The 21,195-nt window shown below is 39.5% G+C and carries 19 protein-coding genes; 15 read left to right on the top strand and 4 right to left on the bottom strand.

Going from position 1 to position 21,195, the window contains the following annotated elements:
* Positions 1-46: 46 nt before the first annotated feature.
* From LXL81_RS23180 to LXL81_RS23165, 4 genes are all read left to right on the top strand, one after another.
* Positions 47-616 (top strand): helix-turn-helix domain-containing protein, encoded by a 570-nt coding sequence (locus LXL81_RS23180; protein WP_234649340.1) that lies wholly within the window; start codon positions 47-49, stop codon positions 614-616.
* Positions 617-709: 93 nt separating this feature from the next.
* Positions 710-859 (top strand): hypothetical protein, encoded by a 150-nt coding sequence (locus tag LXL81_RS23175; protein WP_234649338.1) that lies wholly within the window; start codon positions 710-712, stop codon positions 857-859.
* 154 nt (positions 860-1,013) lie between these two features.
* Complete coding sequence (locus LXL81_RS23170) at positions 1,014-2,321, top strand: MFS transporter (protein ID WP_234649336.1); 1,308 nt, start codon at positions 1,014-1,016, stop codon at positions 2,319-2,321.
* Between the two features lie 79 nt (positions 2,322-2,400).
* Positions 2,401-4,722, top strand: a complete 2,322-nt coding sequence (locus LXL81_RS23165) for a c-type cytochrome (RefSeq protein ID WP_234649335.1) — start codon at positions 2,401-2,403, stop codon at positions 4,720-4,722.
* 66 nt (positions 4,723-4,788) lie between these two features.
* Here LXL81_RS23165 and LXL81_RS23160 read toward each other — a convergent pair whose 3' ends face one another.
* The gene (locus LXL81_RS23160; RefSeq protein ID WP_234649333.1) at positions 4,789-5,367 is read right to left on the bottom strand and encodes an O-methyltransferase; all 579 of its coding nucleotides are present in this window, start codon (positions 5,365-5,367) and stop codon (positions 4,789-4,791) included.
* A gap of 200 nt (positions 5,368-5,567) precedes the next feature.
* Between LXL81_RS23160 and LXL81_RS23155 the strand changes: the two genes are divergently transcribed.
* Together LXL81_RS23155 and LXL81_RS23150 are read left to right on the top strand one after the other, a co-directional pair.
* Positions 5,568-6,755, top strand: a complete 1,188-nt coding sequence (locus LXL81_RS23155) for a class I SAM-dependent RNA methyltransferase (RefSeq protein WP_234649332.1) — start codon at positions 5,568-5,570, stop codon at positions 6,753-6,755.
* A gap of 102 nt (positions 6,756-6,857) precedes the next feature.
* Positions 6,858-7,433, top strand: coding sequence for a hypothetical protein (locus LXL81_RS23150; protein ID WP_234649330.1), 576 nt, complete (start codon positions 6,858-6,860; stop codon positions 7,431-7,433).
* Positions 7,434-7,489: 56 nt separating this feature from the next.
* On the opposite strand, the gene LXL81_RS23145 is transcribed toward LXL81_RS23150, so the two are convergent.
* On the bottom strand, positions 7,490-7,759 hold the full coding sequence (locus LXL81_RS23145) for a hypothetical protein (protein WP_234649328.1): 270 nt from the start codon (positions 7,757-7,759) through the stop codon (positions 7,490-7,492).
* 205 nt (positions 7,760-7,964) lie between these two features.
* Between LXL81_RS23145 and LXL81_RS23140 the strand changes: the two genes are divergently transcribed.
* The 8 genes from LXL81_RS23140 (at position 7,965) to LXL81_RS23105 (ending at position 18,231) form a co-directional block, all read left to right on the top strand.
* A complete protein-coding gene (locus LXL81_RS23140) occupies positions 7,965-8,333 on the top strand; it encodes a hypothetical protein (RefSeq protein WP_234649326.1) in 369 nt (122 codons plus the stop codon).
* A 207-nt stretch (positions 8,334-8,540) separates the two neighbouring features.
* Entirely contained in the window at positions 8,541-10,148 is a 1,608-nt protein-coding gene (locus LXL81_RS23135) for a response regulator (protein ID WP_234649324.1), read from the top strand.
* A 4-nt stretch (positions 10,149-10,152) separates the two neighbouring features.
* A complete protein-coding gene (locus tag LXL81_RS23130) occupies positions 10,153-13,758 on the top strand; it encodes a response regulator (RefSeq protein WP_234649322.1) in 3,606 nt (1,201 codons plus the stop codon).
* A 42-nt stretch (positions 13,759-13,800) separates the two neighbouring features.
* A complete protein-coding gene (locus LXL81_RS23125) occupies positions 13,801-14,166 on the top strand; it encodes a response regulator (protein ID WP_234649319.1) in 366 nt (121 codons plus the stop codon).
* Positions 14,167-14,174: 8 nt separating this feature from the next.
* Positions 14,175-14,984: a protein-glutamate O-methyltransferase CheR gene (locus tag LXL81_RS23120; protein WP_234649317.1), complete on the top strand. Its 810-nt coding sequence runs from the start codon at positions 14,175-14,177 to the stop codon at positions 14,982-14,984.
* The gene (locus tag LXL81_RS23115) at positions 14,966-15,550 is read left to right on the top strand and encodes a chemotaxis protein CheB (RefSeq protein ID WP_234649315.1); all 585 of its coding nucleotides are present in this window, start codon (positions 14,966-14,968) and stop codon (positions 15,548-15,550) included. Before LXL81_RS23120 ends, LXL81_RS23115 begins: the two co-directional genes overlap by 19 nt.
* Positions 15,551-15,751: 201 nt before the next feature.
* On the top strand, positions 15,752-17,377 hold the full coding sequence (locus tag LXL81_RS23110) for an NADP-dependent glyceraldehyde-3-phosphate dehydrogenase (protein ID WP_234649314.1): 1,626 nt from the start codon (positions 15,752-15,754) through the stop codon (positions 17,375-17,377).
* 431 nt (positions 17,378-17,808) lie between these two features.
* Positions 17,809-18,231, top strand: coding sequence for a hypothetical protein (locus LXL81_RS23105; RefSeq protein WP_234649312.1), 423 nt, complete (start codon positions 17,809-17,811; stop codon positions 18,229-18,231).
* Between the two features lie 56 nt (positions 18,232-18,287).
* Here the strand turns inward: LXL81_RS23105 and LXL81_RS23100 are convergent, their stop codons facing one another.
* On the bottom strand, positions 18,288-18,584 hold the full coding sequence (locus LXL81_RS23100) for a hypothetical protein (protein ID WP_234649311.1): 297 nt from the start codon (positions 18,582-18,584) through the stop codon (positions 18,288-18,290).
* Between the two features lie 206 nt (positions 18,585-18,790).
* Between LXL81_RS23100 and LXL81_RS23095 the strand changes: the two genes are divergently transcribed.
* Complete coding sequence (locus LXL81_RS23095; protein ID WP_234649309.1) at positions 18,791-20,209, top strand: SDR family oxidoreductase; 1,419 nt, start codon at positions 18,791-18,793, stop codon at positions 20,207-20,209.
* 59 nt (positions 20,210-20,268) lie between these two features.
* Here LXL81_RS23095 and LXL81_RS23090 read toward each other — a convergent pair whose 3' ends face one another.
* Positions 20,269-21,072, bottom strand: coding sequence for a helix-turn-helix domain-containing protein (locus LXL81_RS23090; RefSeq protein WP_234649307.1), 804 nt, complete (start codon positions 21,070-21,072; stop codon positions 20,269-20,271).
* Positions 21,073-21,195: the final 123 nt, after the last annotated feature.

Below are 21,195 nucleotides of genomic sequence, written 5' to 3'. Positions count from 1 at the left end.
TTTAACTTTGAGGTGTTTTAAAAAACAATATAGCGATCAGAATACTATGGAAGGTGCATTCTTGTTGGAGGTAAGCCGGAGAATTAAGGAGAAACGAATTGACAAAAAACTTACTTTACAGGAGCTGGCAGACAAATCCAACGTCAGCAAAGGTCTGATTTCTCAGATTGAAAATGGCCGCAGTATTCCTTCCCTGCCAGTTATGTTCAGTATAATCCAGTCGCTGGAAATGGAGGTTGGTGATTTTTTTAAGGACCTCAATCTGGTAGAGCCTACTGTGATTGTTCAGAAAAAAGATCATTATGAACCTTTTGAAAAAGAAAATACCAAAGGATTTAGTTACCAGCGGATTTTCACCAAAAGCCTGGTAGCAAATACCATCGATTTTGTTTTGCTCGAATTATCTCCAAATTCTCACCGGGAAGAAGTTTATACCGAAGCTTTCGAATTTAAATATATCCTGAACGGGAAAGTTGATTACCTGATCAATGGTGATGTTTACAGTTTAGAAGCAGGAGATTCACTATTTTTTGACGGAAGATTACCGCACGTACCTAAGAACAAACATGCCGAAAGTTGCTTAATGCTGATTGTTTATTTCTTTAATCAGAAGTAAGGTTTAATTAAACTTCGGATAGTTCATATTTTTATAACCGGTCGGACGGTAGAAAAAACCGTCCGACCGGGGTTCCGGTTCAAAAAAATTCAAATGTTTCAAGAATCAACCGATCTGAAAGAGCCACCCGTCGGACGGCTTTTTCGCCGTCCGACGGGTAATGAACCACGCGTTGTTCAACCAATATTATCTAAAACAAATCCTGAATTCATTAAAATCAATATAGAAAGAACAGCGCTTTAATTTTTCAAACTGCTAACACGGACTCTTTCCTTTCCGCCGATTTCAAAAGACTTCACCAGCATTTAAGGGGTAGAAATAAGGTTTCACCGTCTTACTCCCAAGAAGATTCATATTCCAATACCCTTAAATTCCTGAAAATCCATTATTTCAAACCATGGAAAAAACCAAAATTGGTAATTACCGCTGGGTAATTTGCGCGTTACTTTTCTTTGCCACCACCATTAATTATGTTGACAGACAAATACTTGGATATTTAAAACCGACACTCGAAGTAGAATTTAACTGGTCAGAGTCCGACTATGCCAATATTGTTACTGTTTTTGCCGGTTGTTATGCTTTGGGTTATATCATTTTCGGAAATATAATTGACAAGGTTGGATCAAAACTGGGTTACTCCATTTCCATAATTATATGGAGTATTGCCGCCATTGCCCACGCTTTTGTTAAAAGCACTTTTGGGTTTGGAGCAGCACGTGCAGTATTGGGTTTGGGTGAAGCCGGAAATTTTCCAGCGGCAGTCAAGGCTGTTGCGGAATGGTTTCCTAAAAAAGAAAGGGCGCTTGCAACCGGAATTTTCAATTCCGGGACTAGTATTGGAGCTGTTGCTGCACCGATTGTTGTGCCTTGGTTATTAGGATCTTATGGATGGCAGGAAGCGTTTATCATTACCGGTGCCTTAGGTTTTATATGGCTGATATTCTGGTGGATTTTATATGAAATCCCTTCCCGCCACAAAAAATTACAAGCCGCCGAATTTGAATATATTCATAGTGATAATGAATTAGTAAGCGCAGAAACCGATAAGCCGATCAAATGGATTTCGTTACTGAAACTGAAACAAACCTGGGTTTTTATTATCGGTAAATTCCTGACAGATCCGATCTGGTGGTTTTTCCTTTTCTGGCTACCGTCTTATTTCGCAACCACTTTTTCACTTGACCTGAAAAAACCAAGTATTCACTTGGTAGTGGTATATACGGCTACTACTTTCGGAAGTATTGGTGGCGGGTATCTTTCTTCCTATCTTATAAAGAAAGGCTGGGCACCTTTGAAAGCCAGAAAGGTAACCTTACTTATTGTGGCTTTCGCCGTTATGCCTATTATTTTTGCCAAATATGCCACGGATATTTGGGTAGCTGTGGGGATTATCAGCGTTGCCGCTGCGGCCCATCAGGCATGGAGTTCAAATATTTTTACGATCGTATCGGACTTGTTTCCTAAGAGAGCAGTTAGCTCTGTTGTGGGTATGGGCGGATTTGTCGGATCTCTGGGTTCGACACTTTTCCCTCTGCTTGTAGGAGCCTTATTGGATTATTACAAAACGGCTGGAAATATTGGCGCAGGATATAACATTCTTTTCATTATTTGTGGCTGTACCTATTTTGTGGCCTGGTCTGCTATTCAGCTTTTGACGGCCAAAATGACGCCGGTAGAAGAAGCGCTCAGAAATCAGAATTTATAATAATCACTTGAAAAATACGTATTTATTAACCTCCTGTATTTATTTTTAAAGTTCTTTCGGCGCCATTAAACTGTAACCAATGAAAAAGTTTCGTTATCCTTTGCTGATGTTAACCCTTGCGGGCACCTTATTCTATTGTAAATCGAATAAACAGGCTGGATCACAAATCGTTGCATCAAACATTCAGGAAACTCCAAAAGAAGATCCTGCTAAAATAGATTTCAGTAAATCACCATTTTTGACCGCGCAGGAATCTATGAAAAAGATTCAGGTGGAGGACGGATTTGAAGTAAAACTGGTTGCTTCGGAACCTCTGATCAGTACTCCCGTAGCTTTTTCCTTTGATCAAAAAGGAAGGATGTGGGTTATTGAAATGACGGGTTATATGCCGGATACGATTGGAACCGGTGAGGATGTTCCAAACGGAAAAATTGTTATTCTGGAAGATAAAAACAAGGACGGAGTAATGGACGACAGAAAAGTTTTTCTGGATTCCCTTGTTTTACCACGGGCAATATGTCTGATCGAAAATGGCATTCTCGTTGGAGAACCAACCAATTTGTGGTTTTTTGAAATAAAAAATGATAAACCTGTCAATAAGACTCTGGTTGATCCATTATATACAGAGGGCGGAAATGTTGAACACCAGCCAAACGGACTGATGCGCGCCATGGATAACTGGATTTATAATGCAAAATCCAGCAAGCGCTATCGAAGAAAAGGCGATAAATGGCTGATCGAACAAACGCATTTTCGTGGGCAATGGGGCATATCCCAGGACAATTATGGCCGGCTTTATTACAACAACAATTCCCAAAATGTTCTGAGCGATTTCTTTGCACCGGGTCTTGGTGCCAACAACAAAAACCAGCGGAATGTAGCCGGATATAACGAAAAATCCGTTGCCAATAATCACGTATATCCGATCCGCCCTACTCCGGGCGTGAATCGGGCCTATATGAAAGGTGTTATTAACGACAGTCTTAAACTTGTTGATTTTACAGCTGCCTGCTCTCCGATGGTTTATCGGGGAAATTTGTTTGGAAAAGCTTATGAATCAAACGTTTTTGTGGCCGAGCCATCTGCGAATTTGATTAAACGTAATATTCTGAATGAAATTGGTTATGTTGTAAAAGGCGAACAGGCTTATAAGGGGAAAGAATTTCTGGCCAGCACTGATGAACGTTTTCGCCCGGTAAGTTTGTATAACGCACCAGATGGTGCCATGTATATTGTAGATATGTACCGCGGAATCATCCAGCACAAAACATATCTGACGCCTTATTTAAAAGGACAAATCGGGAAAAGAGATTTAACACAGCCGCTTTCAGCTGGAAGAATTTATAAAGTTGTTCCTAAAAATTCAAATACAAAAATCACCGCGCTCCCAACCGACGCGGAAAATCTGATTAAATTGCTAGGCGATAATAACGGCTGGATCAGGGATTATGCGCAGCAAAGTCTCGTGGATGGGAAAATGAACCAGGCAATTCCTGCTCTGGAATCTGCCTCTAAACAAACTGCAAATACGCTTTTGGCCATTCATGCGCTTTGGACGCTCGAAGGTTTGAATGCTTTGAAAACAGATGAAGTTGTGGCGCTGATAAATCAGCCTTCATGGCCGGTACGGATGGAAGCACTTAGTGTTTTGCCGTCTGTAATGACAGAAAGTACCTACAAGACTTACACAGCAGCATTGAATAAACTGATTGATCAAAATGATACACTTTCAGCTCCTTATGTCGCATTTTTAACACATAACATTCAGGAGTTTGACAAAGGTGCAGCCAATGATCTTTTGTTGAAAGTTGCAAAAAGATATCCCGCCAACCGGTACGTAACAGACGCGGTTATCAGCAATTTACAAGACCGCGAGAATACATTTAAAAATGAACTTGCAGTTTCATTGCCGGATACAAGTCTTTACATACAGACGCAATTAAAACGCGCCATTGCCCAGGCTGCCAATACAAAGGGAAATCGTGATCCGCAAATGCTGGTTAAAGAATTTCCAAAGGGCGTTGCATTATTTACTTCCATTTGCCAAACATGTCACGGACCAGATGGCAATGGTGTAAAATCACTTGGCCCTCCCTTAAATCAATCTGAGTGGGTAACGGGTGACAAGAGCAAACTTATTTCTATTGTTCTCTTTGGATTAACCGGTCCTGTAAAAGTGAACGGACATATTTACAAAACGCCGGAAGTTAGCGGAGATATGCCGGGCATTGGTTATGATAAGGATATGCCGAGTGAAGATGTGGCCCAATTGCTGAGTTTCATCCGAAAATCATGGAGAAATAACGGAGAAAAAATTACAACAGATGAAGTGGTTTCAACCCGTAAAAAACTAAATGCCCGGCAGAAAGCATTTACCGTGGAAGAGCTGAACGGGATGTAGATTTAAAAACATAATATTAAAAAATGCCTGAGCCGGAAACCGACTCAGGCATTTTTATTATAATTCCTACACTTTTACTGCAATCACAATCCCGGTAGCCCAAACCTGTTTTGTCAATACCAGATCTTTTCTTGCTTCCAGATCTTTAATCAGGTTAATCGCCTTCCTGTCATGACCTTCCGGCCAGTTGGGCTGTGGAAGCATATCATCGATAATGTAGATACCGCCTTTGTTTAACATTTCTAAAACTTCATCCAAAAGCAAATATTTCCCATGCCAGGTATCAGCAAAAATATAATCAAATTTCATCTCGCGATTACTTTCTACCCAATCTTCACCATCAGCTAAAACCAACGCCAGACGAGTATCCTGAGATAGATGGTTTTCGGCTATGTCCAGAAATTTTTCATCATTATCGATGGATATCAGAGTTGAGCTGCTATCCATACCTGCGAGTATCCAGGAAGTTGACAATCCGGTACCGGTTCCGAGTTCAAGAAATTTCCCGCCAGGTTTTGAAGCCGCCAGGGTTTTTAAGAGTGAACAAGTCTGAATATCAGACGCCATGGTAAAGCCGGAAGCTTTGGTAGCCAGGTCAATAGCTACAAAAGCACTTGGTAAAGGATTGTTAATTTCCTGTGTCATCAGAATAATGTTTTGTTAAGTTCTAAAAATAGATAAAAATCAACCGAAATCATATAGCAGAATCACATAAACTGCAATAATATTTTATTTTAAGAAATAACCAGATCAAATTTTAAATCAAACATTTCAATCAACATATCAAAACTCCATCACGAACCGTTACCTTTGCCACTTTTCCGTCAGAATTGCAAATCACAGTCATGTCATTATATACCACCGAAGCTCCGATCATTATTACCTGCAACAAGCGCCTGGCGCCATACCTTGAACAGGAGGTAAAAGATCTGGGGTTTAAAATTGAAGAGGCTTTTGTTACCGGTGTTCGCATAAAAGGTACCATTAATGATTGTATCAGACTTAACCTTAACCTTTATTGCGCTAGTCAGGTACTTTACAGTCTTCAGCAATTTGAAGCACAAAGCCCCGATCACGTTTATAATCATCTTGTAAAAATGGCCTGGGAGGATATTCTTCCTGATCCCGGCTATTTCTCGGTTACCAGTAACGTGCAGCATCCAACAATCAATAATGGAATGTTTGCGAACCTTCGGGTCAAAGATGCCATAGTTGACCGTTTGAGAGATAAAAGAGGAAATCGCCCCTCGACCGGATCTGAACTTATAGGGGCAGTTATTCACCTTTTCTGGAAACATGATTACGCAGAAATTTTCGTGGATACTTCCGGAGATTCACTTGCACGTCATGGTTACAGGAAAATTCCAGGCCGTGCGCCTATGCTGGAAGCACTCGCCTCGGCAACGATTCTGGCGAGCAAGTGGGATAAAACTTCGCCTTTTATCAATCCCATGTGCGGTTCAGGAACCCTGGCTATTGAGGCAGCTTTGATCGCAAGTAAAACGCGTCCGGGTTTGTTCCGTGATAATTTTGCATTTATGCATTTGCAGGGTTACGACAAAGAAGTTTATTATAGTGAAATGTATACGTTGGAAGACCAGATCATTGAAGTTTCCGGACTAAAAATTCTTGCAACGGATATCAGTGAAATGGCTGTTAATAATGCGAAAAAAAATGCCATCGCGGCCGGCGTGGCCGACATGATTGAATTCAGTGTTTGTGATTTTGCTGACACCGAAGTTCCCGAAGGAGAAAACGGTGTATTTTTTGTCAATCCGGAATATGGTGACCGCTTGGGCGAAATTGATGAGCTGGAAGAAACTTATGCCCGGATCGGGGATTTCATGAAACAAAAATGCAAAGGTTATTTTGGTTATGTATTCACCGGAAATCTTGATCTGGCAAAAAAAATTGGTCTGAAAGCGAAGCGCAGAATTGAATTTTATACCAGTACGATTGATTGCCGGTTACTGGAATATGAACTTTATGCCGGCACCAGAGAAATCAAAACAAATGCTCCTCAGGAAAACTGATTTATAAATTTGTAAACCATCATTAAATATTAACGTTACCAAGTCGTTCAACAAACGTCCATTAGTAACGTTGTTTTTGAACTCAGGCGGAATTATTAATCTATGAAAATCAGCTTTTCACTCATCATTTTAATATTTTGTTGTTTTTCCTGTCAATGGATAGGGAATCAGCCCAGCTTTGGAGATGACTATGTTACCTATAAAATCAGTAAAGGAAATCACGAAATTGACGATAATTCCAACCCTCTGTTCACAGCAAATGAATTAAAATTTCAGGCGATTTTTGACAGTACCTGTATTTATCAAACTGTTGATGCAGGCAATCAATATGACATTAACAAGCTGCTGGGATTTTCGGATTGTAATTCTCTGCATCATGAAAACAGCGCAAGGTTCGGATGGAACTGGCGGGACAATGCGATAAACATTTTCGCTTATATTTATGTAGCCGGCCAAAGACAAGAAAAACAATTGGGCACACTGGCTCTTGGTAAGGTGGGAAGTTTCGGTTTGTCAACATTGAACAATACTTACATTTTTATTTTCAACGGTGAACAAACGACTATGCCGCGTCATTGCTCAGGCGGACTTGGAGTTTCTTATAAGCTCCTTCCCTATTTTGGTGGTGATGAAGTTGCACCGCATGATATCAAAATAAAAATTCGCGATATTGAGTAATATTCAAAAAAAAATAGCCTGCAAGAATGACTTTGCCGGCTATTTTTTCATAATGGCTACTCATCGGCCAAACTTATACTGGATCTGACAGGATTTCTCTTTTTCTCCCTTATTGTTAACCTTGCTTTTGTAGGAGGCTCCTCTCTCAATCTTCTTTCCCTGGCCGAATTTAGTATGGCCGTTTTCTCTACCAACTTTTCGTGCCCTTCTGATTTAAATTGTACAGGAACTCGATTTTTAACTCCCTGCACGTCTTCAAAAGGTCTGTTGGCTTTTTTATGCCTTGTATTATGATCAAGGCCGTGAAGTTCCAGTTCTCTGCCCATATTATAAATATTTAATAAATTATATCAATTATACTATTATTCTTCTCAGCTATTGGTTCTAAAAAATCATTCCAAACATCAATTTTAGGGGCATAATATTTATAAACCTTTGGGTGAAACAGATTCCACCGAATCATTGTAGGATCCGTACTAATTTTACAACCTGTGGGAATAATTCCCCACCCCACCTTTTATTGCTTATATTATGCCGCAATCATCAAATCTTAGCAAATCCAGGCTTCAGGAGATAAAAGTCTTTTTGAACAATATTGATGCATCCAATGAAAGTACAGAATACACTGCCGATCAGGAGTATATTGTAATATCCATCATCGAACTGGCCAAACTGAAAGGCCGTCAGGATATCGTTGCAGAATTTGAAACTGCGTATATTCATCACCTCATCACAATCCAGAAATGGGTAGCCGAATTAAAAGTTATTACAGATGAAGCATTAAACGATTTCAACAACAGCGAAAGACATTCACTATTCGAAAAGAAGATTGTTGATATGAATGGTTATGATGTGAAACAATTTATCGGATATCTTAAAAATGACGGCTTATTAAAATAACAACCGACAGAGAAAAAATCCTCCCAATATCCTTAAATTGCAATTTTTCCGGATGTTTAATACGTTTGGAATAAAATCTGGTATGATATTTAAATACCTGATTTAAGATATACCAGATGTATTATCATTGAATTCTATTCCGTAAACCTTTTTAAAATATAAGAATATATTAAAGGCTGGTCCATTAATAAGTTCAATTTCTGAATTATGATTCTTATAGTTGACGACAGATCCGAAAATATCCTTCCTCTGAAAAAAATTCTTGAACTGAATAACTTCAAAACTGACAGCGCAGAATCCGGAGAAGAGGCCCTGAAAAAAATTCTGAACAACAGTTACTCGCTCATTATCCTGGATGTGCAAATGCCTGGAATGGACGGTTTCGAGGTTGCAGAAGCAATATCAGGATTTAAAAAAGCAAAGGATACACCCATCCTTTTTTTATCCGCAGTAAATAAAGAGAAAAAATTTATTACCAAAGGTTATACTTCGGGTGGTATTGATTATTTGACAAAACCGGTTGATCCGGATATTTTATTACTGAAAGTCAAAACATTCAACAAACTTTACGAACAACAGCAGGAACTTAAAGCGATTCAGATTTCGCTGCAAAACGAAATTGAGGTAAGAAAACAGGCTCAGGAAAATCTTGCTTCCAACATGCAGGAATTGCAGTTTGTCCTTGAATCACTACCGCAAATCGCATTTACCATGTCTACGAATGGTAAGATTGAGTATGTAAATCAGCACTGGTTCCAGTATTCTAATGATTCGGATACCTTGCCGGAAATTCACCCGGATGACAATTCCTGGGAAATCTGGAAAGAATCAGTGGCACAGGGGATTGAATTTTCATCTGATGTGCGTATTAAAAATCTCGTCACAAAAGATTACCGGTATTTTCTGTTGAAAACTATACCGGTTATGCAGCAGGGAAATATCATCCGCTGGGTTGGTACTTTCACTGATATTCACCAGCAGAAAATGGCTAATGAGCTTCTGGAACATAAGGTGCTTCAAAGAACCAAAGAGCTACTAGCAAAAAATTCGGAGCTTGAAACTACCAATCATGAACTTCAGCAATTTGCCTGGGTGGTATCTCACGATCTGAAAGAACCGCTTAGGAAAATCCAGACGTTTAACCATCTGATCAAAGATAAATTCCTGAACGGAAATCAGGAAGCAGCCTCTTACCTTGACAGATCGATCAGTTCCTCTGCACGAATGACAAGACTGATCAGTGACTTGCTTGATTATTCACGCTTATCTATTTCGGCTAATTTTCAGCCGACGGATTTAAATCATTTGATAAGTGATATTTTGAGTGATTTCGATGACCAGATCAAAGAGAAAAAAGCAATTGTCAGGGTTGACAAACTTCCTTTAATAGATACAATTGCCAGCCAGATCCGTCAGGTTTTTCAAAACCTGATCAGTAATGCGCTGAAATTTGCCAAAGAAGACACGGCTCCTAACATCACTATCACTTCGGAAATAATTGCTTCCAAGGATTTTGACAGTCTGCCATCGGAGTCCGGGAATTATTGCCGCATAACCATAAGTGATAATGGAATCGGTTTTGATGAAAAGTTTCTTGACAGGATTTTTGTAATTTTTCAGCGACTTAACAACCAAAGCAGTTACGAAGGAACAGGTATCGGACTTGCCATTGCAAAAAAAATAATGGACAAGCATAATGGTCTGATCTCCGCAAAAAGTCATGAAAACGAAGGCGCAAGTTTTATAATAATTCTGCCAATAAATCAAACTAACGAAGCCATTCAGCCAAGCAATACAGAAAAGATCTACCAATAAAAATATGCCTGCTACGTCCGCCAATTCAATAATCCGGCAACTTCAAATTGTATTTTCCGTCTCGGTTGTCCTTTTGGTTCTCAGTCTTTTTGCTTCCTTTTACAGTACGCAAAAACTGATCAAGAACTCCCAGCTTGTCAATCACACCAATCAGGTTCTGATTGAAGCTGAAAACATCATATCCTACATGAAGGACGCAGAAACCGGGCAACGCGGTTTTCTGGTCACGCTGGATCCTCAATTTTTACAGCCCTACAATGGTTCCTACGAAAAAACGGAGGCAAGTTATAATACACTGATTCTTTTGACAAGCGACAATCCTGTTCAGCAAAAATATCTGGACCAGGTTAAAAAACTGTATGAATCAAAGTTCATACAAATGCAAAAGATCATTGACAAAACGCTGAAAAACGATCAATCTGCATTTGACGCCAAAGCCAGGCAAATAGAAATGCTGAAAGGCAAACTGGTCATGGACAACCTTCGTATGATCGTTGAAAGAATAAAAACAGAGGAGAATAAGATGCTGAAAGAGCGAACAGAAGCGCAGCAGGTATACATTACTTACACGCCAATTTTGCTTGTGATTGCCGCATTGATATCCATCATGATTACCGCATTCGCCTATTTCCGTATCAAAAAAGATCTGGACGACCGCATTCGTAAGCAGAAAGAAGCTGAGGCAAAATATATTGAAACAGCCCAAAGAATCAATGTCATTGAAGGTATTACCAAACTTGTTTCCGAAGGTGATTATTCCGTGAGAAGTTCGGATAATATGGACGATGAGCTGGGAAGGATCTCAACGGCTTTGAATAGTATGACAGGATCTCTGGAACAAACATTTAATGACTTGTCCAACAAAAACTGGCTGCAAACCGGTACTGTAAAATTGAGTAATGCCATTCGCGGAGAAAGAATTTTGAAGAACCTGGCCGAGAATCTGATCAATACTATTACAGATTACATCAATGCGCCCCTTGGTACGGTTTATATTCTTGATAAAGACTGGAATTTTAAACTGACCGGTCATTATGCAGCAAGCCACGCGCCTGAAACAATAAATGGCGGAGACGGACTTGCAGGCCAGGTGATTAAAAATAAAAATTCGGTCATTATCCGTGATCTGCCCGAAAATTACATAACAGTTAATTCCACACTTGGACATACCGCACCAGCCTGCCTGGTCATTTTACCGCTGGTTTATGCTGATGAATGCATCGGGATTATTGAAATCGGATTATTGAGAGAACCCGGCCCGTTAGAAATTCAGTTTTTGACTGAAAATCTTGAAATGCTTTCTATCAGCGTGAACGCCGCGCTGGATTATGTAAAATTGCAGGATTTCCTTGAAGAAACGCAGGCGCAATCAGAAGAACTGCAAACGCAGCACAATGAGCTTGAAAACCTGAATGCAGAACTTGAAGCGCAATCTCAAAAACTTCAGGCCTCGGAAGAAGAGTTACGTGTGCAACAGGAAGAACTGCAACAGACCAACGGCGAACTTGAAGAACGCAGCAGTTTACTCGAAGAAAAAAATCTGGAAATAGAGAAAAAGGCTGATGAACTCGAACTGACAACACGTTACAAATCAGAATTTTTGGCCAATATGTCCCACGAATTGCGTACGCCACTCAATTCGATATTACTGCTTAGCCGGTTACTTGCTGAAAATGATGAGAAAAATTTAACAAGTGATCAGGTTGAGTATGCAACTGTCATTCAGTCGTCTGGAAACGGCTTACTGGGGCTGATTGATGAAATTCTGGATCTTTCCAAAATCGAAGCTGGAAAAATGGATCTCGATTATGCAAGGGTTTCCGTCCGGGATATTACCGGTGATATAAAATCACTTTTCAATCAGATTGCAAAAGAGAAAAACCTGGAATTTAAAATTTCAGTAGCAGACGATGTTCCGGCCATTATTGAGACCGACAGAATGCGTCTTGAACAAATACTTAAAAATCTGATTTCAAATGCGCTGAAATTCACATCACAAGGTTCAGTTGAACTGACTGTTAACACTAATCCTGTTGATAACAACACGGTTTCATTTACTGTAAAGGATACCGGAATTGGAATTCCGCCTGAAAAACAGCAGCTTATCTTTGAAGCATTCCAGCAGGCAGACGGATCCACTAAAAGAAAATACGGCGGAACCGGGCTTGGATTATCAATTAGTCGTGAATTGGTAAAATTGCTCAAAGGTGAAATTTCGCTGATCAGTGAACCAGGTAAAGGAAGTGAGTTCACACTGATCATTCCCGTTTCTCAAAGTCAACAGGTTCAAGTACAGGAAAATAAAAATTTATTCGGCGTAGCAACAACTGATTCGTTTACTAAAAAAGAGGAATCAGTGGATACCCGTTTCATCAGTACCGTAATTCCTGAAAATATTCCGGATGACAGATCTTCAATTACGGAAAAGGATAAATCCATCCTCATCATTGAAGACGATACCAACTTTGCAAAATCGCTTTTGGAATATACCAGAAAAAAGGGTTATAAAGGGATTGTAGCAGTGCGTGGTGATGAAGGACTGGAACTGGCCGAAAGTTTTAAACCGCTGGGAATTTTACTGGATTTACAGCTGCCGATTATGAGTGGCTGGGAAGTGATGGACAAGCTGAAATCAAACCAGAAAACCCGGCATATTCCTGTACATATCATGTCTTCCCATAAACTTAAAAATGAAAGTTTATTGAAAGGAGCGGTTGATTTTATTGACAAGCCCATGGCGCTTGACAAGATGCAGGAAATCTTTAAAAAGATTGAATATGTATTGAGCAAAAAGTCGAAAAAAGTACTGATCGTTGAAGATAATCCGCAGCACGCCAAAGCATTGGCTTATTTCCTGGAAACTTTCAATATCAATTCCGAATTAAGAAGTAATATCTCTGAAGGTGTAGAAGCCCTGAAAAATAAGGAAGTAGATTGCGTGATCCTGGATATGGGAATTCCTGATAAACAGGCTTACGAAATGTTGGAAGAAGCAAAGAAAAATCCGGGTTTCGAAAATCTTCCTATTATTATTTTCACCGGAAAAAGTTTGTCAATGAGTGAAGAGCTGCGGATTAAACAGTATGCAGATTCTATTATTGTCAAAACTGCACATTCCTATCAACGCATGCTGGACGAGGTATCGCTTTTCCTTCATGTTGTTGAAGAAAGCAAAAAACCACAGGTAAGGGATGGGGATTTCAAAAAGCTCGGGGCATTAGAACAAATTTTACAGGGAAAAACAGTTCTAATCGCTGATGATGATGTCAGAAACATTTTTTCACTGACAAAATCGTTGGAAAATTATAAAATGAACGTCATTACTGCGCTTGATGGCAAGGAAGCTTTACAAAAACTTCACGAAAATCCTGCAATAGATGTAGTTTTGCTTGACATGATGATGCCGCAAATGGATGGTTACGAAACTGCCCGAAGGATTCGCGAAAATTATCAATGGAAAAATCTTCCGGTGATTGCGGTGACTGCCAAAGCGATGACTGGTGACAGAGAAAAATGTATCAACGCCGGGGCTTCGGATTATATAACCAAACCTGTTGATATAGATCAGCTTATGTCATTATTACGCGTATGGCTCTATGCAAAATCCTGATCAACGTTACTGAAAAATAGTACAGACTTATAGTTACAAATTATGCACAAAAAAAGGGTGTTGATCATTGACGATGATGCCAGAAATATTTTTGCACTTTCTGCTACCCTGCGTTCAAAGTCATTTGAAAGTATTTCCCGTACCGGTGCGCGGGAAGCATTGGAATTGTTGAAAACGGATGAAATTGTAGATGTAATTCTGATTGATATGATGATGCCGGATATGGATGGTTATGAAGCAATTCCGCTCATCAAAAATATTGAAGCCAGGCGGCAGACACCCGTTTTTGCGGTAACAGCACAGGCTATGGTCGGGGATAAGGAGAAATGTCTCAGGGCCGGTGCAGACGACTATATTTCCAAACCGATAAATGTTGACCACTTATTAGAATTGCTACGAAGTATTTAGAACCTGCTATGATCGAGGACGAGGAAATAGATCTTCTTTTGAATGACGTATTTGAGATATACGGATATGATTTTGCCAACTATTCCAAGGCATCACTGAAAAGACGTATCATAAGATTATTCGCGCTCGATAAGTTTCCAAGCTTTGCAGAGCTGCGTTATCGGGTGAGAACAGAAGAAGATTATCTGAAACGATTTATTGAAGAGATTACCGTGAACGTGACAGAAATGTTTCGGGATCCGGCCTTTTACAAAGTTTTGAGAACAGAAGTTCTGCCGATTTTAGGCACCAAACCTTTCATCAGAATCTGGCATGCCGGCTGCTCCACAGGTGAAGAAGTTTTTTCAATGGCTATATTGTTGCAGGAAGCCAATTTGTTGAAAAAATCACTTTTATACGCCACTGATCTGAACCCCAGCGTACTAGAAAAGGTTAGAAAGGGAATTTTTCCGCTGCACCAAATGAAACAATATTCAGAAAGTTATATAGCGTCTGGCGGTGTAAAAGATTTTTCTACTTACTATACTGCCAATTACGGACAGGCAAAACTCAATGAAGATTTATCTGAGAAAATAATTATTTCTACACACAACCTTGTTTCAGACAGTTCCTTTAATGAATTTGACCTGATTCTTTGCCGAAACGTGCTAATCTATTTTGATAAAGATTTGCAGGAAAGAGCCTTAAAGTTGTTTGATGAAAGCCTGGGAGCACTTGGTTATCTGGCCCTGGGTTCAAAAGAAACGCTGAAATTTTCAACCATACAATCGAGATACAAGCAATTGGATAAGGAAAAAATATGGAAGAAAACAATGTAAAAAATAGATATAAAGCCATAGTTATCGGTGGTTCCGCGGGTAGCCTTTCTGTTTTGTTTGAGGTTTTTCCAGCCTTGAAACCGGTGTTGGATGTAGCCATAATACTGGTATTACACCGTAAATATTCGGGCGATTCTTCCCTTTCTGATCTGCTTTCTACAAAAACATTCTTACCAACAAAAGAAATTGATGACAAGGATCCTATCCTTCCTGGTCACGTTTACCTTGCTCCTGCTGACTACCATCTGTTAATTGAAAAAAACCATTTCTTCTCGCTCGACATTTCGGAAAAAATCAATTACAGCCGGCCAAGTCTGGATGTTACCTTTGAGTCAGCGGCGGATACTTTTGGTTCGTCTCTTGTTGCTATGCTTTTGTCGGGTTCAAATAACGATGGAACGGCCGGTTTGAAAGCCGTAAAAGATGCCGGTGGATTTATCATCGCTCAAAATCCCGAATCTGCGCAAATGCCTTATATGCCGCAAAGTGCTATAAATAAAATGGATATGGATCTGATACTGGATTCCAGAGGAATTATTGACTTTATTAATACAATAAATCAATAAAGTTTACTGCTCAGGCGGCGTCTGCTGCGGCAAAAGCAGCTTATAATTGATTAATACCATATTTGCGATGAACTCGGCATTGCAATTCAACAGCATAAAAAATACTTTTACCTTCATAGCGTGATGTCAATAATTATGGTCTTAAATTGATCTGCAATGATTCGGGCATTCATGTATCTTGTACCTTTTTAAAAATTAAAAATGGATTTCAAAACCACATTAGAAAACATCTTTGTTGAGGCAAAGGATGTTCCGGCTGAGTTTTCCCTTCCTTCTGAAATTCACCAGCGGGAATATCTGAGTAATGGAGAAATGAAGCAATGGAACGGCCAGGTTCATGAGGTATATTCTCCAATTTGTATCAAAACTGAAAACGGTCTAGAAAGAAAACTGATCGGAAGTTATCCTGTTTGTACTGAGGAAGAAGCGCAGGCCTCGCTGGAAGCCGCTGTGAAAGCGTACGACAACGGCCGTGGCGAATGGCCCATCATGAGCGTTGAAGAACGTATTCATCATGTTGAAAAATTTACGGGCAAAATGATAGAGCAAAAAGATATTATCGTCAAGCTCATCATGTGGGAAATTGGTAAATCCTTTGCTGATTCCACAAAAGAATTCGACCGCACTGTTGAATATATCTATGCAACGATTGATTCTTTGAAACACCTGGACAGAGATTCGTCCGGTTTTGAGATTGTTGACGGCATTGCGGCCCAAATTCGACGGTCGCCCCTGGGCGTGGTTTTGTGTATGGGACCATTTAACTATCCTTTAAATGAAACATTCACAACCCTGATCCCGGCATTGATCATGGGCAATACAATCTTGTTCAAACCTCCGAAATTTGGTACGCTTTTACATTACCCATTGCAGGAAGCATTCCGGGACTGTTTTCCAAAAGGTGTGATAAACGTGATTTATGGACGTGGAAATGCTATCGTTCCGGGCTTGATGCAATCAGGAAAAATCAATGTTCTAACCTTGATCGGGTCCAGTAAAGTTGCAAATGAGTTGAAAAAGCAACATCCGAAAGTGAACAGATTGCGTGCCGTTCTGGGGTTGGATGCTAAAAATGCGGCAATTGTTACAGCGCACGCAGATATTCCTCTCGCTGTTAAAGAAACCATTACAGGCTCACTGTCTTTTAACGGGCAACGTTGTACTGCGTTAAAAATCGTTTTGGTACATAGAAGTATTGCCGATGAATTTATCAAACAATTCAACATTGCAGTTGGTCAGCTAAAATTTGGAATGCCTTGGGAAAAAGGCGTATCGCTGACACCGTTACCAGAACCTAATAAAATTGATTATCTGAACGAGTGTATTGCAGACGCGGAAAAATTCGGGGCAAAAATTATGAATGAAAACGGAGGAACGTCCGTAGCTTCTTTCTTTTACCCCGCCGTTGTTTATCCTGTAAACGATCAGATGAAGTTGTATCATGAAGAACAATTCGGGCCAATAATTCCTATTGTTCCTTTTGATGATCTGGAAGAAACCATTGATTTTCTGATTGCGTCTACGCATGGACAACAGGTAAGTATTTTTAGCAACAATGCTCAGGAAGTTTCCTGGCTTATTGACCCGCTTGTGAATTTGGTTAGCCGTGTCAACATCAATACGCAATCACAAAGAGGGCCGGATGCATTTCCATTTACAGGACGTAAGGACAGCGCGGAAGGAACACTTTCTATACCCGACGCAATTCGCTCGTTTTCAATACGTTCACTTGTTGCCTTTAAAATGAACGACAGCAATAATCAGCTGATCAATGAAATTGTGAGAGAAAACAGCTCCAATTTTTTAAGTACGAAATTTATTTTTTAAGATTCAGGATAATATCTTTTGAATTTAATTAGTCCTCCGTAAGTCCTGCTTTGCCAATAGTTTGGAAAACGGATTTGCGGAGGATATTTCTTTCAAACAATATAATTTAGATTCAATCAAAACGGTTGTTTATTTCTCTTTAAAAAGCTTAAAAAATATTTGTAAGGCTCTGGTATAAAATAATTTATGAATAAATTTCAATAAACGTTTCTCTCAGACAATTTTAAAATCCTACGTATATCTGAATTTTTTTTATATTTTACCACTAAATACACTAATTAAAAGCCTGGATTGTGTTATAGATATAACTGCATTCCTATATTTGCAAATATTCACAAAATTGAAAGTCATACTTTTGACTTAAATAGGAAGTCAGGATTACCAGTCAGTCTAAATCACTGGGATCAGTGATAAGATTATAAAAAAAAGAAATGTTAAACAAAGCCGTTACTACCATGGACCAGGACACGAAGTTAAGTGCAGATTATATTGATTCTCAAATAGGAAATGTGATAGAATACTACGATCGCTGGGAATTCGGGGAAGAGCCCTTTTTCGGAAAAGCGCGTATTAAAGGTCTGGCAGATGATGAGTTTGGAAAACTGAGAATTATCTGTGAGGTATTAGAAGGAAGCGACCTTGAATTGGCCTATGAAGAAGAAGACAATTTTGTGCATTCTGATAATCGTCCGATTTATGCAGGCGCACCTCCATTTGAGATTTATTCCGCCAACTGGGTAACCACCGATGGGAAAAAGAAAAAACAGACTTTCATTTCCCTTCCTAATGAAAACGCCCGGGCATATGCAGCTCAGCTGACCAATAGTAAAGTTGTTGTAAAACGCATCTACTAACAAAAATGCCAGCTTCTCTCGTATTGAAAGAAGCTGGCAACTATAAATCTTTTATATCAGGCTGGCATGAGCATCAACTGATTAAATTCATTTTCAGCCAGTTGAACTTGTTTTCGGCTTAGCCCGCTATACAATAAAATAAGCTCCCTCCCCTGCTCTTTTGTAACTGTCTGCAACTTCCAATATTTTGGATGACTAATACCAATCGGTGTTCTAAACGCTTTTTCACCTGGTTCCCTGATCAGGATCTCGCAGTCCGTTTTTAATTTTTGTGTTGTGGAATGATAGGTTGCCTCAAAGATTATTTTAACCTCCCGGCGATTTTTCAAAGTGAAAACTTTTTCATGTGTCATGACTATTCTATCTTTTTTTATAACAATACAAAGTTAACCTATTAACGATTTATACTTGAAAATTGTATTGAATTTTTATTAAAATGTTATTAAACGTTAGGGAATTATTTAAAACAGCAACAGAATTAAGACGTTAAGTTCTCTGGTTGGTCACAGAAATTAAGAATTCTGATAGTAATTACTTCATCCTTTCAAATTTCGTTACAATGAAAATCCTGCTAACCGGTGCCACGGGTTATATTGGCAAAAGATTATTGCCAGTTTTACTGGAAAATGGCCACAATGTGATTTGTTGTGTCCGGGACAAAGGCAGATTTACACCACCCGAAAATTCTGAAAATCAGGTTACTGTTATTGAAGCAGATTTTCTGAATCCGGATACACTTACTGAAATTCCTGACGATCTGGACGGAGCTTATTACCTGATCCATTCTATGTCATCAGATTCAAATGATTTTGCAAAGCTGGAAGATAAGTCAGCAGAAAATTTCCGGAACCGTATGAATCAAACCCAGGTAAAACACATTGTTTATTTGAGTGGTATCACTAACGATCATAGTTTGTCAAAACACCTGGCTTCCAGAAAAAATGTCGAGGATATTCTGGCAGAAGGAAAATATCATTTTACAACTTTGAGAGCAGGAATAATCATTGGTTCAGGCAGCGCTTCTTTCGAAATTATAAGAGATTTGATTGAAAAACTTCCGATTATGATTACACCAAAATGGCTTCAAACCAAATCGCAGCCGATTGCCATCCGGGATGTAATTACCATGCTTGAAAAAGTGCTTTTCAATTCTGAAACCTATGGCGAAAGTTTTGATATCGGCGGACCGGATATTCTTACTTACAAACAAATGCTTTTAGAGTTTGCAGAAATCAGAAATTTGAAGCGTTTCATCATCACCCTGCCCGTTCTGACACCGAAACTATCTTCCTATTGGCTTTACTTTGTCACTTCAACCACGTTTTCTCTGGCAAAAAAACTTGTTGATAGCATGACTGTTGAAGTGGTATGCCGCGACAACAGACTTTCGGAATTGCTCGATATTAAACCCATGACTTATCATGAAGCCATTGCTGCGGCTTTTACAAAAATTGAACAGAATGCAATTATTTCCAGCTGGAAAGATTCCCTGATCAGCGGGAGAATCAATACCAGACTGACGCAGTATATACAGGTTCCGGTAGATGGTTGTTTCAAGGATATTAAAAAATTTCCGATCCGCGATATCCATACGGTGCAATCCCGAATCTGGCAAATTGGCGGACAAACCGGCTGGTATTATGCAACCTGGCTCTGGCAATTGCGTGGTTATTTTGACAAACTTGCGGGTGGCGTCGGCATGCGCAGAGGGAGAACCTCGGCTATTGATATTCATTCAGGAGATACGCTGGATTTCTGGCGAGTTTTGCTTGCAGACAAAAATCAGGGCCGACTTTTACTATTTGCAGAAATGAAACTTCCCGGAGAGGCCTGGCTGGAATTCAGCATCAATGGAAAAGAATTAACCCAAACGGCAACTTTCCGGCCAAAAGGCTTGTATGGAAGGCTTTACTGGTATTCTTCCATGCCTTTTCACTTTTTTATATTTAAAGGCATGATCACCGCAATTACAAAATAACGGCTCCGGGTGATCAAATCCGAAGCCGTTATTCCTTATTACCCACACCCAAATCTAAATTATTTTTTCAATTCCTTTATTTCATATTGAACTTCCTGTAACATTTTGAGCAACTGCTGCATATCAGTCTGCGGCTCAGGAAGCTGCTTGCTATGGAAGCTGTAATATTCCCATAATTCTAAAACCTCCGACACCGGAACAGTGTACGCAAAATATTGTTTATTAAACGATTGCAAGAGCATTGTCCCGTCCTCATTTATTGTGACCTGTTTGAAAACGAAATCCTGTTCTCCTTTCAGAATCACGATACATGGCGTTTCATTTTTTAACATCCGCCAGTCCTGAACATATCGTGTGATGATATCACTGCCTTCCGGTACCGGAAGCATGGAATCTCCGACGGTAGGAAACATACGAAATGTGCCATTTTTTGGCAGATTCGGCAGATTAAATCTTGGCAAGCCGGCCAGGAATTCAGGATCACTATATCCAGAACGATATCCGGCTTTGGCTTTCACGGGAACGTACTCTACATTTTCTTTCTCATCCTTATCCACCGTAATGGCCAACACGCGGATCTTGTTTCCGGACATGTAAGCCTGGCTGCCATCTTCCAGATCTTTCAGTTTTTGTTCACTGAGTTTTGACAGATCCATTTTTAAGAGACAGTCAATACTCATCTTGAAAAACCCGGAAGTATTCACCAGATCTTCTACCGTCGGGTTGACGGTCCTTCCGCTTTCATGTGCATTCAGCTTCACACGCGAAATTCCAAGCTTTTCGGCTAAAACCTCCTGGCTCATTTTTTTTCGCAGTCGTAAATGCTTAATGTTTCCCGACCAAAATATTTGTTGCGTCTCCATAACGATATGATACTTTTGAAATCAATCAGTAGATATTTTCAATATCAAATGTAATAACTTTTTACATAAAACATACAAAACATGAAAATATTTTTTCTGTATTTAATTTCAAACCAATAAGTT

The organism is Dyadobacter sp. CY356 (assembly GCF_021440195.1).
Lineage (GTDB): Bacteria > Bacteroidota > Bacteroidia > Cytophagales > Spirosomataceae > Dyadobacter.
This window is presented reverse-complemented; position numbering and strand designations above follow the sequence as displayed.

What these genes read in the sequence shown, in the direction of transcription:
- LXL81_RS23160 (WP_234649333.1), bottom strand. Translation starts at nt 5,367, where the DNA reads ATGACACAGGAAATTAACAATCCTTTACCAAGTGCTTTTGTAGCTATT.
- LXL81_RS23145 (WP_234649328.1), bottom strand. Translation starts at nt 7,759, where the DNA reads ATGGGCAGAGAACTGGAACTTCACGGCCTTGATCATAATACAAGGCAT.
- LXL81_RS23130 (WP_234649322.1), top strand. Translation starts at nt 10,153, where the DNA reads ATGCCTGCTACGTCCGCCAATTCAATAATCCGGCAACTTCAAATTGTA.
- LXL81_RS23140 (WP_234649326.1), top strand. Translation starts at nt 7,965, where the DNA reads ATGCCGCAATCATCAAATCTTAGCAAATCCAGGCTTCAGGAGATAAAA.
- LXL81_RS23135 (WP_234649324.1), top strand. Translation starts at nt 8,541, where the DNA reads ATGATTCTTATAGTTGACGACAGATCCGAAAATATCCTTCCTCTGAAA.
- LXL81_RS23170 (WP_234649336.1), top strand. Translation starts at nt 1,014, where the DNA reads ATGGAAAAAACCAAAATTGGTAATTACCGCTGGGTAATTTGCGCGTTA.
- LXL81_RS23175 (WP_234649338.1), top strand. Translation starts at nt 710, where the DNA reads ATGTTTCAAGAATCAACCGATCTGAAAGAGCCACCCGTCGGACGGCTT.
- LXL81_RS23100 (WP_234649311.1), bottom strand. Translation starts at nt 18,584, where the DNA reads ATGACACATGAAAAAGTTTTCACTTTGAAAAATCGCCGGGAGGTTAAA.
- LXL81_RS23180 (WP_234649340.1), top strand. Translation starts at nt 47, where the DNA reads ATGGAAGGTGCATTCTTGTTGGAGGTAAGCCGGAGAATTAAGGAGAAA.
- LXL81_RS23110 (WP_234649314.1), top strand. Translation starts at nt 15,752, where the DNA reads ATGGATTTCAAAACCACATTAGAAAACATCTTTGTTGAGGCAAAGGAT.
- LXL81_RS23120 (WP_234649317.1), top strand. Translation starts at nt 14,175, where the DNA reads ATGATCGAGGACGAGGAAATAGATCTTCTTTTGAATGACGTATTTGAG.
- LXL81_RS23155 (WP_234649332.1), top strand. Translation starts at nt 5,568, where the DNA reads ATGTCATTATATACCACCGAAGCTCCGATCATTATTACCTGCAACAAG.
- LXL81_RS23090 (WP_234649307.1), bottom strand. Translation starts at nt 21,072, where the DNA reads ATGGAGACGCAACAAATATTTTGGTCGGGAAACATTAAGCATTTACGA.
- LXL81_RS23095 (WP_234649309.1), top strand. Translation starts at nt 18,791, where the DNA reads ATGAAAATCCTGCTAACCGGTGCCACGGGTTATATTGGCAAAAGATTA.
- LXL81_RS23115 (WP_234649315.1), top strand. Translation starts at nt 14,966, where the DNA reads ATGGAAGAAAACAATGTAAAAAATAGATATAAAGCCATAGTTATCGGT.
- LXL81_RS23105 (WP_234649312.1), top strand. Translation starts at nt 17,809, where the DNA reads ATGTTAAACAAAGCCGTTACTACCATGGACCAGGACACGAAGTTAAGT.
- LXL81_RS23165 (WP_234649335.1), top strand. Translation starts at nt 2,401, where the DNA reads ATGAAAAAGTTTCGTTATCCTTTGCTGATGTTAACCCTTGCGGGCACC.
- LXL81_RS23125 (WP_234649319.1), top strand. Translation starts at nt 13,801, where the DNA reads ATGCACAAAAAAAGGGTGTTGATCATTGACGATGATGCCAGAAATATT.
- LXL81_RS23150 (WP_234649330.1), top strand. Translation starts at nt 6,858, where the DNA reads ATGAAAATCAGCTTTTCACTCATCATTTTAATATTTTGTTGTTTTTCC.